This window comes from Aquimarina discodermiae (assembly GCF_040786235.1).
GTDB lineage: Bacteria > Bacteroidota > Bacteroidia > Flavobacteriales > Flavobacteriaceae > Aquimarina.
This window is the reverse complement of record NZ_JBFMKP010000010.1, coordinates 1-15,471: the sequence shown is the minus strand read 5'-3', so window position 1 is coordinate 15,471 and position 15,471 is coordinate 1. Positions and strand designations below refer to the sequence as shown.

At 34.5% G+C, this 15,471-nt stretch carries 13 protein-coding genes; 5 read left to right on the top strand and 8 right to left on the bottom strand.

The window, feature by feature from the left end:
- A complete protein-coding gene (locus ABW636_RS07720; RefSeq protein WP_367589389.1) occupies positions 1–645 on the top strand; it encodes an MOSC domain-containing protein in 645 nt (214 codons plus the stop codon).
- Positions 646–732: 87 nt separating this feature from the next.
- Here the strand turns inward: ABW636_RS07720 and recQ are convergent, their stop codons facing one another.
- The 5 genes from recQ to epsC form a co-directional block, all read right to left on the bottom strand.
- Positions 733–2,850 (bottom strand): DNA helicase RecQ, encoded by a 2,118-nt coding sequence (gene recQ, locus ABW636_RS07715; protein WP_367589519.1) that lies wholly within the window; start codon positions 2,848–2,850, stop codon positions 733–735.
- Between the two features lie 235 nt (positions 2,851–3,085).
- Complete coding sequence (locus ABW636_RS07710; RefSeq protein ID WP_367589388.1) at positions 3,086–3,751, bottom strand: hypothetical protein; 666 nt, start codon at positions 3,749–3,751, stop codon at positions 3,086–3,088.
- A 169-nt stretch (positions 3,752–3,920) separates the two neighbouring features.
- Positions 3,921–7,520: a fibronectin type III domain-containing protein gene (locus tag ABW636_RS07705; protein ID WP_367589387.1), complete on the bottom strand. Its 3,600-nt coding sequence runs from the start codon at positions 7,518–7,520 to the stop codon at positions 3,921–3,923.
- Positions 7,521–8,209: 689 nt separating this feature from the next.
- A complete protein-coding gene (gene cysM / locus ABW636_RS07700) occupies positions 8,210–9,094 on the bottom strand; it encodes a cysteine synthase CysM (RefSeq protein WP_367589386.1) in 885 nt (294 codons plus the stop codon).
- On the bottom strand, positions 9,094–9,885 hold the full coding sequence (gene epsC / locus ABW636_RS07695) for a serine O-acetyltransferase EpsC (protein WP_367589385.1): 792 nt from the start codon (positions 9,883–9,885) through the stop codon (positions 9,094–9,096). Before epsC ends, cysM begins: the two co-directional genes overlap by 1 nt.
- Positions 9,886–10,109: 224 nt before the next feature.
- On the opposite strand from epsC, the gene ABW636_RS07690 reads away from it, so the two are divergent.
- The gene (locus tag ABW636_RS07690) at positions 10,110–10,676 is read left to right on the top strand and encodes a hypothetical protein (protein ID WP_367589384.1); all 567 of its coding nucleotides are present in this window, start codon (positions 10,110–10,112) and stop codon (positions 10,674–10,676) included.
- Positions 10,677–10,689: 13 nt separating this feature from the next.
- On the opposite strand, the gene ABW636_RS07685 is transcribed toward ABW636_RS07690, so the two are convergent.
- Together ABW636_RS07685 and ABW636_RS07680 are read right to left on the bottom strand one after the other, a co-directional pair.
- Positions 10,690–11,562: a pirin family protein gene (locus ABW636_RS07685; protein WP_367589383.1), complete on the bottom strand. Its 873-nt coding sequence runs from the start codon at positions 11,560–11,562 to the stop codon at positions 10,690–10,692.
- A gap of 24 nt (positions 11,563–11,586) precedes the next feature.
- A complete protein-coding gene (locus ABW636_RS07680) occupies positions 11,587–12,102 on the bottom strand; it encodes a GNAT family N-acetyltransferase (protein ID WP_367589382.1) in 516 nt (171 codons plus the stop codon).
- Positions 12,103–12,218: 116 nt separating this feature from the next.
- On the opposite strand from ABW636_RS07680, the gene ABW636_RS07675 reads away from it, so the two are divergent.
- The 3 genes from ABW636_RS07675 to ABW636_RS07665 all read left to right on the top strand — a co-directional run bounded on the left by ABW636_RS07675 (position 12,219) and on the right by ABW636_RS07665 (position 14,933).
- A complete protein-coding gene (locus ABW636_RS07675; RefSeq protein ID WP_367589381.1) occupies positions 12,219–13,535 on the top strand; it encodes a cation:proton antiporter domain-containing protein in 1,317 nt (438 codons plus the stop codon).
- A complete protein-coding gene (locus ABW636_RS07670; protein WP_367589380.1) occupies positions 13,535–14,230 on the top strand; it encodes a helix-turn-helix transcriptional regulator in 696 nt (231 codons plus the stop codon). Before ABW636_RS07675 ends, ABW636_RS07670 begins: the two co-directional genes overlap by 1 nt.
- Before the next feature lie 196 nt (positions 14,231–14,426).
- On the top strand, positions 14,427–14,933 hold the full coding sequence (locus ABW636_RS07665) for a DDE-type integrase/transposase/recombinase (RefSeq protein WP_445012682.1): 507 nt from the start codon (positions 14,427–14,429) through the stop codon (positions 14,931–14,933).
- Positions 14,934–15,013: 80 nt separating this feature from the next.
- Here ABW636_RS07665 and ABW636_RS07660 read toward each other — a convergent pair whose 3' ends face one another.
- Entirely contained in the window at positions 15,014–15,202 is a 189-nt protein-coding gene (locus tag ABW636_RS07660) for a hypothetical protein (RefSeq protein WP_367589379.1), read from the bottom strand.
- Between the last annotated feature and the right edge of the window lie 269 nt (positions 15,203–15,471).

Below are 15,471 nucleotides of genomic sequence, written 5' to 3'. Positions count from 1 at the left end.
ATGAAGATTTTATCAACTAATATTGGAGTACCGACAACTATTATATGGAATAATAAAGAAGTGAAAACAGGAATCTATAAATATCCCGTTAATGAACCTATTTATTTGGAAAAAGAAGATGTTAAAAAAGATCATGTAATGGATAGAAGAGTACATGGAGGCGTTGATAAAGCCTGCTATATGTATTCGGCAGATCACTATCCATTCTGGAAAGAAAAGTACCCTGATTTAAAATGGGATTATGGAATGTTTGGTGAAAACCTTACAGTAAAAGAATTAGATGAAAGTATCGTTAAGATCGGATCTATTTATTCGGTGGGTACAGCTATAGTACAAATTTCTCAACCCAGGCAACCCTGTTATAAATTGGGAGTACGTTTTAAAACACAAAAAATGGTAAAAGACTTTGTTTTAGGGAAATATCCAGGGGTGTATTTAAGAGTACTTGAGCCAGGAGAAGTAAGAGAAGGTGATGTGTTAACTATCAAAGAAGAACATATAAATGGAATCACAATATTAGAGATGTATGCATTATTGTTGCATAAAAATAATACCCGTGAATTGATTAAAAAAGCTATTGATGATCCTTATATTACTACCAATAATAAAGTGAGTATTTTAAATAAATTTGGATCGAATATATAGTAATACCATTTCTCAAATGATATTACCTATTAAAATTGTTTCTTTTTGCTCCATATTTCAAAATAAAATATAGAACTGGTATAAATATTAAGAGTCCTGATCGAGAATAGTGAGTGCTAGTTTTATGGTATTATAAGACATTGATTCTTCAAAATATTCAAAATAAGGCTTTAGGGTTTCTGGGTTTTCTAATTCTGTTTTAGCTTTTTTGACCGCATCAATATCTTCTTTGCTAATAAAGGTATTCAGATCGATAGCTTCGCCATCACTATACAGTTTCATAATATGAGAAAAAATTGTAGATGTCGCTAGTTTACGTTGCGACGATATTTCTTCTATAGACAATCCTTGTTGATATAGGGCGAAGGTTTCTTTATGTGTATTTCCCTTATTAACACTGGTTTTTCTTTTTTTCTTTTTTTCGTTAGAAAAATCGATAATCGACTTTATAAATTGATATCCATAGTTTTGCATTTTCTGACGTCCAACTCCGTTGATTTGCATAAATTCTTCGTCGGTCATTGGGCGAAACTTTTCCATTTCCTTTAATGTAGCATCATTAAAAATCTGGTAGGCAGGTATACCTGCTTCTTTTGCCAATTCTAGGCGTAACAATCGTAGCTTTTCGAAGAGATCAGGAGCCTTACCTTTATCGATCTTTTCTATGGCTACCTGTTTTGTTTTTTCAAATTCTTTTAAATGAGCCAGGCTTACTTTTTTTCCTTCAAATAGAATATGTCGAGAGAGCGAAGTGAGCTTAAGTTTGTTATTTTCATGAAATGCAATCTCCAGATACCCTTGATTGATTAACTGGATGATATATTGTTGCCAATCTCTCCATGAAATGTCTTTGCCAATACCATAAGTTTTTAGTTGTTGATACCCTTTATCATACACAGCGGCATTTTGCGCCCCTCTTAGGGTATCTATGATGGTGCCTATAGGTTCTTGTTCCTTCACTCTAGCTACTGCAGATAATGCTTTTTGTGCAATTATAGTGCCATCGATAAATATTGGTGGGTTTTTGCAGACATCACAATTACCACAATTTTCTTGTATTAGTTCTCCAAAGTAACTTAATAATACTTTACGTCTACAGCTTAGAGAATCGGCATATTGTTTCATTCGTTCTAACTTTGCCAGTTGTACCTCTTGATTACCAGACATGTTCGCAAATTTTTGTAGTTGCACCACATCTGCATAACTATGAAACAATAGTGTTTCTGATGGGAGACCATCTCTTCCTGCACGACCGATTTCCTGATAATATCCTTCTATATTTTTAGGTAGATTATAATGAATTACCCAACGAACATTAGATTTGTCAATCCCCATTCCAAAAGCGACTGTTGCACAGACAATTTGTATAGTATCATTAATAAAGCTTTCTTGTACTTGCGATCTTTTCTGGTGTTCTATCCCTGCATGATAAGCCTCGGCAGCATATCCCTGTTGCCTTAATTTTTCTGCTAGTGATTCTGTTGTTTTTCGGCTTAAGCAATATACAATTCCACAGTCATTTGTTTTATCTTTAAGGAAATCGATAATCTGTTCGATCCTTTTATTACCAGGTCGTACCTCAAGACTTAGGTTTTTACGATCAAAAGATGCTAAATGTTGCGTGGCATTAGGGATATTTAATTGATCACAAATATCTTGGCGGGTTGCTTTGTCTGCTGTTGCGGTTAATGCAATTACCGGGGTTTGAGGGAACTTATTTTTTAAGTAGCCCAATTGGGTATAGGCGGGCCTAAAATCATGACCCCAGGCAGAGATGCAATGGGCTTCGTCTATAGCAATTAGGCTTATCTTAATTTCTGAAAAAATAACATCCAAAAAAGAAAGACTTTCTGGAGCCACATATAATAGCTTAATTTTCTTATCTATTATTTTTTGAATGATGTTCTGATGCTCACTTTCTGTCTGACTACTATTTATATAAGCGGCTTCGATACCATTAGCAATAAGTCCATCGACCTGATCTTTCATTAATGCGATAAGTGGCGAAATGACCAAAGTAACCCCTGGTAGTAATGTAGCAGGTAATTGATAACAAATAGATTTACCACCTCCTGTAGGCATGATGACCAAATTATCCTTCCCTTCAAAAACAGAGGTAATAATAGTATGCTGTAAAGGACGAAAACTATCGTAACCAAAATATTCTTTTAATGTTTGTATAAGCAGTTTTTGATCAGGAAGCATGTTTGGCTCTTTTAAACTAAAGTAGTAGATTTTATATTCGATTTCAAAGTTAGTATTGTATTGTGAATATCCATAATTAATTTTATGATTATCCGCTTTGTGTAATAATGATATTTTCAATGTCATTCCGAATTTATTTCGGAATCTTATTACACTCATATGCAATAATTTATAACAAGAACCTGAAATAAGTCAGGTTGATAATGATGAGTTATTATTCATTCCGCACATTCAATTAATTTTTTATTACTGCGATATCCTTTTCTGTAAAAGTCCTAAAGGCAAGTTTATAACCCTGGGCACCAGCGATTCCATAAAATAATAAATCCATAAAATTAAAAGTTTCCTGTAATATTGCTGGTAATAATGAATAATCAAATAGCACTAGCGTTTCTAGATATCCCAAATTTTCCTGATGAGCTAAATAACCAATAATGCTAAAGAAGTTACCTAATAAACAGCTTAGTATAGAGATTACGGCACCAGAGATCCCAAAGATCTGATCTACTCCTTTACCAGTAAATCGAATGGATAACCCTACTGCAGCCCCTATGGCAAGTGCCATATAACCAATTTGGTATCCGGTGGCCAAAGAGATTACTCCCCAAAGTATTGCCCCAATAATACCGGTGATTATTCCAGAAATTAATCCAAAAGGGTAGTTTTGTTCTAATCTTAGTTTATTTAATATTTTATCATCAATCAAGCTTTTCATGACATGATTCTCTAAGAGCTCTGTATCATCAAAGCGTTCCTGATAATTAGGATCAAGAGTAAAATTACGACACTCATTTATAAAATCAGCCTTTTTTTGAGTAAGCGAGCAAATAAGCCCTTGTTGTAAATCCATTTCTCGATGTGTGCATTTTTTACAGAATACTAAATGTTGTTCTCTTTTCATATACTTAGTTAAATAATTTTTACTAGTAGTTACTTTATGAAGTATCAGTATATGTCATGAGTTTATAGAATGTTACTTATACAGTTATTGTTTTTTTCAAATAGGGCAAAAAATAACCCCAAACTATTTAGTTTGGGGTTTAATTCTTTTAGTTAGGAATTACTATCGTTTATTTCTTAAGAATTTTAGACCTAAATGTTTTTTGATCATTACGAACAACTTCTATTGTATAAATCCCATTTCTTAAATTAGAAAGATTAACCTGATTCGTAGTTAATTTACCTTTTTGAACCGTTTGCCCAATAATATTGATGACTCTATAAGAAACTAAGGAGTTTCCTTGTATCGTAACAAAATTACTTGCAGGGTTCGGGAAGAAAGAAATACCAGCATTTTCTGCTTTAGATAAATTTACGTTAGCACCAGATGAAGAAACATTGATGGTATAATCTTCTGTATCGCTAAAATAGATTGTTCCACAAGGGGTTGGGTCATTCGAATAAGATGCTCTTACACGAAGCCTAACCGCACCAGAAATCCCATTTGGAACGCTTACATTACTGGTATAGGTTCTATTGGTCGCACTTCCAGATCCATTAAGTACTTCCTCAGAATTGCTAAAAGTACCATCTCCGTTCCAGTCTACCCAAGCTTTTGCTTTGGTTAATGCCCAAGTAGCTTGAGTAGTCACCGATAAAGATTCACTACCACTTATGTTAGTACTTTGTGATGTATTATCGGTATACCCATTAGTTCCAGCTCCAGAATTATTATTGATACTACCAATAGTAACATTAGTGATGTGTTGTCCTCCTGAATTTCCTGCTGATGGGGTACAATATTCTGGATTTGTACCTCCTCCTCCGGTAGTCGTAGCGGTTACCGTATCACTAGCGGTTGATTTATTACCAGCTTCATCAACTGCAATCACATAGAAGGTATATCTTGTATCTGCGTCTAAATTAAAAACTCTAGCTGTTGTATCTCCAATAGCGGTAGTTCCTAGAAAATTACCATCTCTATAAACGTCATATCCGGTTACTCCAACATTATCGGTCGAGGCCGTCCAGCTTAGATTTACCTCATCATCTGTAACACTGGTAACTGTTAGATTAGTCGGCTTAGTTGGTGCTTGCGTATCGCCAGGGTTTGTGCCTCCTGTAGTAGCAGTTATTGTATCGCTAGCGGTTGATTTATTACCAGCGGCATCAACTGCAATCACATAGAAGGTATATCTTGTATTTGGCTCTAAATTAAAAATTCTAGCCGTTGTATCTCCATTATCGGTAGTTCCCAGAAAATTACCATCTCTGTAAACGTCGTATCCAGTTACTCCAACATTATCAGTTGATGCAGTCCAGCTTAAATTTACTTCATCATCTGTAACACTGGTTACTGTTAAATTAGTCGGCTTAGTTGGTGCTTGCGTATCGCCAGGATTTATACCTCCTAGGTTAAGGGTATAATCTTCTGTGTCACTAAAATGGATGTTTCCACATGGGGTAGGATCACTAGAGTATGCTACTCTAACACGAAGTCTAACCGCTCCTGAAGCTCCATTAGGAACTGTTATGGTACTTGTATATGTTCTATTGGTTACAGTTCCTGCTCCATTAAGTACTTCTTCAGAATTACTAAACGTACCATCCTTATTCCAGTCTACCCAGGCTTTTGCTTTAGTTAATGCCCAAGTAGATTGAGCTGTAACGGATAAAGTACCACTTCCGCTTAGGTCAGTACTTTGAGCCGTATAATCGGTGTACCCGTTGTTGCCAGCTCCAGAATTATTGTTGATACTGCCAATAGTGACATTAGTGATGTGCTGCCCGTCGGGACTCCCTGCTGATGGAGTACAATAATCGATTTCAACAGTGGTAGTCGTGAAGTTTATCGATGAACTGTAATTAGAGTTTCCTGATGAACATTTACTGCGTACTTGAACTTCATATTGAGTAGTAGTATTTAATCCGCTTAAGGATGCCGATGTACCAGATGAAGCAACTGTAGTCCATGAAGAAGTACCCGTTTGACGATATCTAACATCATAAGTAGCACCAGATACGGCAGACCACGAAATTGTAGCGCTGGTTCCTGATACAGAAGAAGCTGTAACTCCGGTAGGAACCGTAGCAGTACAAGGAGTTTGCGTATCGGTCACCCCTGTAATAATTAGCGAAAATGCCTGGCTACCACCAGTTAAGCTACCTTTGTGAGTAACGGTGATGGTATAGCTTCCTGAAGCTCTCGAAATATCAACTCGCTCATAGGGATCTACAGTGTTGTCACCTCTCCCGTTTGTAGTAACTCCTGTTAATCTCCAGGGAGAATAAGTTGTTCCCGATTTAGTTACTCTAATATCCAAATCGTTTACAAGAACTGGATTGGGTGAGTTTGCAGAGTTATTAACTGTTCCTGCTCTATCTGTCCAGGAAATAGATGCTAATAATGGATTTACATTATCAGAATTTACAGTTATGGTATAGGTCTGACCTGCACTAAGTGTTAATTCTTCTATTCTGGATTGATTTCCTTTTTGAGTTATGGCTTCTGCGGCTCGTTTTGCATTAAGTAATCCCCAACCAAAATTAGGATCAGGGCCATTAGTTCCTGCATCATCTGCGGTATGTAGTGCTAATCCCTTTAGGGTAGCTGCTTTCATAAAAAAACCGTGTGTGTTTCTTTGATGTTGTTGTAAAAGTAAAAGTGTACCTGTTACATTTGGTGAAGACATAGAAGTACCCGTATAGGATGCATAGGTATTATTTCTTAGCGTCGAATATATATTTGTTCCGTTTCCTGCAATATCTGGCTTAATTCTTAAATCATCAGTAGGCCCTTGACTACTTCCACTATTAATAGATACAGAAATTAAATTACCATTATTGTCTATATTAGCATTTCGAGCATTAGCCACTGTTAAAGTGTTTTTTGCAGCTGCACGCCCTACTAACTTGTCGTAGCCATTTACTCCTCCTACCGGATTATTATTGATGTTGGCTGTTCCATTATTACCTGCAGAAGTAATTACCAAATAGTTTGGTGCATTAAACATGATTCGATCCCAATTTCTTGACTCTGTAATATATGCCCCGTAAGAAGAAGCAGGTTCTCCTCTCAGAGAGTAAGAATGGTTAGAAACCAACATTCCGTTAGCAGCAGCAGAAGTAGCTTCAGATAAATCACTATTCCAATCGTAACCAATGACTCTTGCATGTGGTGCCATACCTTTGGCACTGGCAGTAACGCCAGAAGCCATAATGGTGCCCGCTACGTGTGCTGCATGATCTCTAGAGGCACTTCCATCGCCTGGGGTATATCTATTATTTCCGCCGGGTCCATCGTATTCGCGATGATTACGATCGGCGACACCGCCGTCCCAAACGTAAGCGGTCATATTTTGCCCCATAAGATTGAGACCTAATGAGCCACCACTATTTAGATGGTTGGTTCGGGAGGATCTAGCCGAGTTTACATTGGTAGTACAATAGTAGATAGGTCTACCGTTTTCAACCCTTTGAAGCTCCATATAACTTCCATCGGGATTGGTAACTTTTGTTTCCCAGCCACGTTGCTTAGCCATCTTTAAGGCCTCTTGTTTTTGGATTTGGGATTCTGTAGAAAAATCCTGTTCAATTTTTTGAAGCTTAGACAAATTGTATTGACTACGAATTTGTTGAGCTTCTTTCTTGTTTTGTGCATTAACACTTAGTGATAATGCCAGAAAAATCATGGGAAGAAAAAGCCTTCCGCTTAAAATGTTTGTGTACATGTGAAGTAAAATTGTTGAGTTAAACCCCCAATAAAGTGATCGGGTATTTAAATTAGTTAATAGTATAAAAATATGTTTTTTTAAAAAGCTACGTAAATTATTATGTTAAAAATCAAATAATTAATTACAAATAGGTAAAATAAGTCAAGAATTCTTCAAAAAATGGTAAAATAAGTCAAATGATTTTTTACTCTTGAGTATTAGGTTGTTTTACAGGTTTTTATCAAAAAATGCAATTCTTAATGCAATAAACATGCATTATTAAAAAATAATAGTGGGAAAGTGTGTGAACCTATATTACTTCTGAAAAAAACTATCGGTTTTTGATAAGGTTATGGTATTTACAGATAAACTGTTACTTCTATGGAGTATGTTTTCGATATATGATACTATTACTATAAATTAGAATCATTACTTAAATATAGCAACAGCTCTTATGGGAGAACCTGTACCTCCTCTAATTTGTTAACATTTGGGTAGGATTTTAAGGATGTTTTATACCTTCCCATTCTTCATGAGAGCTGTACATGCTTATTTTTACCTGGGGTAAACTTTTGTATACAGGCATTCCAGAAAAGATTTCCTGGCTTAGGTCAATAATCTAATTCATGATAATTATTTGCGGTAAGTTTAGAAATCTAAAAATTGTTTTTTGCTGGTGTATTGTGAGTTTATTCGATACAAATAATTTAATCGAATAAGTCAGCGCTCAAATAACGATCTCCACGATCACATATGATGGCTACAAGTACACCGCTATCTAAAGTTTCTGCAAGCTTAACAGCAGCAGTTACCGCTCCGCCACTGCTCATACCAGAAAATACACCTTCTTCTTTGGCAAGTCGCTTGGCCATAGTGGTAGCTTCTTCCTGACTAACTTCTATTACCTGATCTACTTTAGAAGCATCAAATATTTTAGGTAAATATTCTTTTGGCCATTTTCTTATTCCAGGAATTCTGGATTCGTCAGTAGGTTGTACACCTATGATTTGTACTGCCTGGGACTGTTCTTTTAGAAAAGTAGAAGTCCCCATAATGGTACCTGTTGTTCCCATAGAGGAAACAAAATGTGTTACTTTTCCTTCGGTATCTTTCCAGATTTCTGGTCCGGTTGTTTTATAGTGCGCTTTCCAGTTATCATTATTCGCAAACTGGTTAAGCATCACATAACCTTCTGTTGCCACTTTGGCTTCTGCATAATCTCTAGAGCCCTCTATACCATCATCTGCCGGTGTAAGGGTAACTTTTGCGCCATAAGCACGCATGGTTTGTACACGTTCTTTGGTAGAGTTTTCTGGCATGACAAGCTCTATGTTAAGCTTAAAAATACCTGCGATCATTGCCAATGCTATTCCTGTATTACCACTGGTAGCTTCAATAAGTCTGCTTTCAGAATTGATTTCACCTCGATCTAGTGCAGATTTTATCATGTTGTAGGCAGCACGATCTTTTACGCTACCACCTGGATTGTGACCTTCTAGTTTTAGATATAATGAAATATTTGGATTTTTGATTAACGAAGTAGCCTTTATCAAAGGTGTATTTCCGATAAGGTCTAAGATGCTATGTGACATTAAATAACTTTTTTTATCTTGATTTCTGCAGTATTAGAAATGATTGAATTTTTTGGTACAGAAGAAGTTACCCATGCATTACCACCAACAGTGCTATTTGCACCAATAATGGTACTACCTCCTAATATGGTTGCATTGGCATAGATGGTAACATTATTTTCTACCGTAGGGTGACGTTTTACATTACGTAATTTTCTAGCAACATATAACCCTCCTAATGTAACTCCCTGATAGATTTTTACATTGTTTTTTATAATAACAGTTTCACCAATAACAATACCAGTGGCATGATCGATAAAGAAAGAATCTCCAATTTCGGCACCTGGATTAATATCGGCACCTGTTAATCTATGTGAGTATTCTGTCATTAAACGAGGGACCAATGGTAAACCAAATTTTTGCAATTCGTGACTAAGTCTATAAATAGCAATTGCATAAAACCCAGGGTAAGCCATATAAATTTCTTCTATAGAATTGGCTGCCGGATCGCTTTCTATAAACGCTTGGGCATCCAGGTTTAGTTTTTCCAGAATCCCAGGTAAGGTCTCTAGATAAGATTGCCAAAGTTTACTGCAAGGTTTTTCGGTATCCCAACATGCTAAATCAACAAGTTCTTCAAAAGTTTTTTCCAGAAGATCAATATTTTTAGCTACTTCTGTGTCGATATCGAATAACGTATAAAAAAGCAAATTTGTAAAATACTCTGTTCGCTCTTTTAATTTTAACCTAAGATTTGGGTTCTTCTTTTGTTCTTCTAACTTGGCTATAATCTTTTCTCTTTCCTTAGACATTGCAATTGGTTTGAAAACTCGGGTAAATATATAGAATAATGAGATTAAAAGTCTTGTTTGACCCCATTTCCTTACTTTTTTTTATGAATTTAATAAATAAACTTTAAACAGTTTTAATAAAGCAATCATTTTGACATTAATAGGGTTTCTTAAATTATGTTAAAAACTTGTTTTCATTTTCTGATAAAATTATGATTTCTTTGCAATTGGAAAAACAAAAGTAATTGGAACATCAGGAAAAAAAGCAGGTAAAGGTCTATACTCGCTATAATTTTTTTAATAAGACATATTGTGTGTTTAGAGGAGCTTCTTTACGAGAAATCTCTAGACGTAAACCAAACTACAGAAGCGAGTCTGGAAGTACTTATTATTATACCAAACATGGAGTATATAGAATGTCTAACCATTGGGGAAGAGCAGCAAAATGCCAATGGCGATTGGTATCAGATTTCCCTGCAGAGATAGACGATCTTCGATTGGGATATGCCGATTGGAGTGATTTTAGAGAAAACCTAGACCCCGATGTAGATGCATATTACATTTCGGTAGATTTTGAGAACAAAAAAGTAAGTTATATGCATAAGGATAACCCCGATTATGATCAAATGGCGGTGGTAAGATCTGCAGATGCAACCCGTAAACTGATTAAACAAATTAAAAACTTACTAGAAACACATAAATGGGCTAAGTATTATGACTATGATGATTTGGATGAATTTAGAGAAGAAGTAATTACCAAATTAATTAATAGTAACATGACCTTGAATGAATTAAGAAGAGAACTAGTATAACCTTTTTAATACTTTATTCGGGTAGTGGAATATAAGAATCATCGTCTTTTACTTTTGGGAAGTCGTGATTTTTCCATCGCTTTTTTGCATGATCAATTTTTTCTAAGCTGCTAGATACAAAATTCCAGTAGATATGACGTTTTTCATTAAAAGGTTGACCGCCAAACAAAATAATATGGGTATTGGGATCTATTAATATATTACATGCATTTTCGATTTTAGACACTAACATATTTCCTTGCTCTATATTGTTATCACATGCTCTAATTTTTCCTTTTACAATGCAGATACCGATTTCACCTTTTAATTCTCCTTTTACTTGTAGTTCATAATTTTTATCTGTAATTATTTCGACCATAAAGAGATCAGAGTGTACTGGTACCGGAGATTTTTTTCCAAATCCGCTACCCGCAATAAGCCTGAAATTTGCTCCGTTATGTTGCCAGTTAGGTAATTCATTAACTTCGAAATGATGAAATTCTGGAGTTATATCTTCGAGTTCTTTTGGCAATGCTACCCATATTTGGTATCCATGAACCCTATGCTCAAGATCATTTCTTAAATTTATAGGGGTTCGTTCTGTATGAGTAACTCCTTTACCTGCAACCATCCAATTTACAGATCCGGGACTTATACGTTGTGAGGTACCAATGCTATCTCGATGGATTAATTCACCCTCTAGCAAATACGTAAGGGTAGATAAACCAATATGAGGATGTTGTCCAACGTCGATATAGTTTCCTTTTTTGATGGTCGTTGGTCCCATATGATCAATAAAAATAAAAGGACCTACCATTCTTTTTTTTCTAAATGGAATAAGTCTGCCAACAATAAAATCACCAATATCCCGACTGCGTTCTTCAATAATCAATCCCTGATTTGACATAAAAAAAGTTTTAAATTAGAAACTTTATGCAACTACCCAGTTTTTCTTTTTTAGCTTGTACACTCTTTCATAAGTACTTGCCTTTTCGCAATAAAATTCGGATACAAATTGCATTTCTTTTTCGAGAATACTTATAGATCCTTTATTTTGTGTTCTTACATATGCAGTGAGTTCATCGATATTGGTTTCAAGAAAACAATAGTTAATCAAACTTTTTGCTATTTCTTTTCCAAATCCTTTCTGCCAATATGATTCTCTTAATCTATAAGCTATTTCATATTCGGATCGTATGTTTTTATATACACCACATATACCAATTAATATTTGCTCTTTTTTTTCTTCTACGGCCCATATGTTATAGTAAAGTGTATCATTAGTATAGTAATCAATAAATCTTTTTAGTTCTAACTCACTTTGATGCCTATTCATAGTATCTTTTATGTACTGCATAACCTTAGGGTTGTTTTGCATGTCATAAAATTCTTTAATATCTGATGTATGTAGTTTTCTAATTACTAATCTTTCTGTTTCGAATATCATACGCTAAAAGTAAGTAACTCAATAAAGATAAGTATACTCCTCTTTATTAGTATTTAAAATTAAATAATTTATTATCTTTTCATCCGTTTACTCAAGCATTATCTTTAAACCAACCTATGGAAATTTTTTCTTCGTACAATGTTATCATCGGCATCTCAATAACAATTATTTTGTCTTTTATATTTAATGGGGTTGCAAAAAAAACCAATGTGCCCGCGGTACTTCTGTTAATTGTTTTAGGAATTATTTTACAGTATATTCTTAAAGCATTTGGAGTAGGAGATGCCATTAATTTTTTTCCTATGCTCGAGGTATTAGGAATTGTTGGGTTAATAATGATTGTTTTAGAAGCTGCTCTCGAACTAGAGCTTAAAGGAGATAAACTTATTCCTATAGTAAAATCTTTTTCGATTGCTCTTTTAGGTTTGGTAGCTTCTACGTTTATAGCCGCTGTAATATTAAAAGCACTAATAGATGGAATGACAATGCAATCTGCCTGGTTATATGCAACTCCGCTATCGATACTTTCTAGCGCCATTATTATACCTAGTGTTTCCGGTTTATCAGATTTAAAGAAAGAATTTCATATTTACGAAAGTACTTTTTCTGATATTTTGGGGATTATGTTGTTCTATTTTCTGGCAGGAAGACTAAATCCTGCAGAAGATTCTGGAGTAGTGGGTTTCTTTTTAAACCTAATACTTACTGTTGTAATTTCATTGGTGGTAAGTTATGCGATTATTCTAATTTTTCAGAAAATAAAAAGTCAGGTAAAATTATTCTTATTGATTGCAGTATTGTTGTTATTGTACGCTTTAGGAAAAAAAATGCACCTATCTTCGCTCATCATTATTCTTATTTTTGGATTGGTAATAGCCAATATGAAATTGTTTTTTAGAGGGAAATTAAGAGAGTATCTCGATCTCGAAAAAGCAAAGTCTATTTATCATGAGCTACATGTGATTACCGCAGAAACTGCTTTTGTAGTAAGGACATTATTTTTTGTGATTTTCGGAATTACAATTGTTCTTTCTTCTTTATTAAGTCTAAAAGTTACTTTGATAAGTATTTTAATATTGATTTCTATATACGTGATTCGATTTGGGTTGCTTCGTCTTTTTATGGGGAAAGATATTTCTCCTCAATTATATATTGCTCCCAGAGGCTTGATTACTGTATTATTATTTTATGCGATTCCCGCAGAAGCTACGATAGAAGGTTTTGAACCTGGCATTTTATTATTTGTAATTATAGGAACCAGTTTGATAATGACTGGGGGTATGATAAAAGATAAAAGAAATAGTAATGAAGAAGTAGTACAAACCGAACCTGAAGAAGAAGGTGAAGAAATTGAATATTTTATGGAGAATATTACCGATTTAAATGAAATTGAAGGAATTAATCCATCTGCAGAAGAACAAGAAGGTCAATAATGAAACGCTTACATAGATTAACCGCAATCCTGGTAAAACTACAATCGGGAAAAGTTATACAAGCTTCAGAGTTAGCAATAAAGTTTGAGGTTAGTGTACGAACCATATATCGAGATATGCAAGCTTTAACAGAGGCAGGGGTTCCTGTAGGTGCAGAAGCAGGAACAGGATATTATTTGGTAGATGGATATACATTGCCTCCAGTAATGTTTACAGAAAAAGAAGCAAATGCTTTGCTTACCGCTGCAAAAATAATAAAGACAAATAATGATCAGTCATTGATTAATGAATATCAGGAAGCTGTAGATAAAGTAATTGCAGTGTTAAGAGGAAATCAAAAAAAGAAACTTGAAATTTTGGATCAACGAGTTTTTACATTTCGTCATGACGGCCTAAACGCTAGTACCTCGTTATCGGTCATACAGCAATCAATTACCAATTTCAGAGTACTTAAAATAGAATATGCGACCGCATCAAAAAAATATAGTGAACGGTTGATCGAGCCGTTAGGAGTTTATTTTACCAACAATACTTGGATTATGATTGCCTATTGTCAATTAAGAAAAGACTATCGAGAATTTAGAACCGATAGAATCATAAACTTAATAGAAACGCACGAATTTTTCTCACCTGTTCTATTTACCTTAGAAGATTATTATAAAAAACGGATAGCAGCTTGTGACCAGACCTCATAATTTGAGCAAACAAATTTTATAGTTATTTGAAAATTTTAGAAGCTTATTCTAAAGTTAGCAACTTATATCACATAAAGAATTGATTTGAAAAATTTCCCTACCCTGAAATCTGATAGATTTGATTTAATAGAAATTAATGAATCTCATATAGAAGATATATTTAAGTTATATAGTGATTATACTGTTGTAAAACACGTTGGATATTACTTATGTTCCTGTAAAAGGTGGTTATCTGTATTTAGTTGCCATTATTGACCTGTATAGTCGTTTTGTAGTCGGATGGTCATTATCTAATACCATGACTGCTGAATGGTGCAAACAGACTTTGAATACTGCTATAGAAAAATATGGAACTCCAGAGATTCTAAACACCGATCAAGGTAGCCAGTTTACTGCTCTGGAATTTAGTAACTATGTAACCCAAGATCGAAATATCCGATTAAGCATGGATGGAAAAGGAAGAGCCATTGACAATATTTTTATAGAACGCCTTTGGAGAAGTCTAAAATATGAACATGTATATTTGTTCCCAGCTGATGATGGAATACAATGTTACCAAGGAGTAAAAACTTGGTTCAACTATTATAACAAAGAGCGTAGACATCAAAATCTGGATAATGAACATCCAATAGCGGTTTATAAACAAAACCTAAATGAAAAACAAAATGAAAGAAGGGTTGTTAACAAAAAAGGGAAGTTATGAGTCTCCCCCCCCCCAGACCCCCTCTTTAAAAATCATTAACATATTATTTTTTTAATATTCTGTCCTAAACATAGGGGGGATTATACCATTAAGAGCTTTCCTTTATAGTCGGCACTCCATACTTCATTACACGATTTTGGATCAAAAATAGGGTAGAGAGGCTTTATTCTTCGCATGCGTTTTTGAGGAGATACCAAACCGTTTTTTCGAAGAATATTATGAACAGTCACCACAGATGGAATTTGTTCTTTTGTAAATTCTTTAAACAATAAAACTCTGATTTTTTTAGCACCCCACCGCTTGTGTTTTTCTTTTAATTTAAGAATACTATCAATGACTTTTTGATCTGTTGTATTAACCTGAGTTCGATTAATATTTAGAGGATTTTTTGTAGCAAAAAAGATAAGTTTTTAGTGAATTAAAGTACTGAATTTCAATTTATTAATCTAAAAACCTATCTATGATATCTTATGCTAAAGTTACTGAAATATTCTGTATTATTGATGAATTTTGTAAAGAGTATGACCAAATAGTTGAT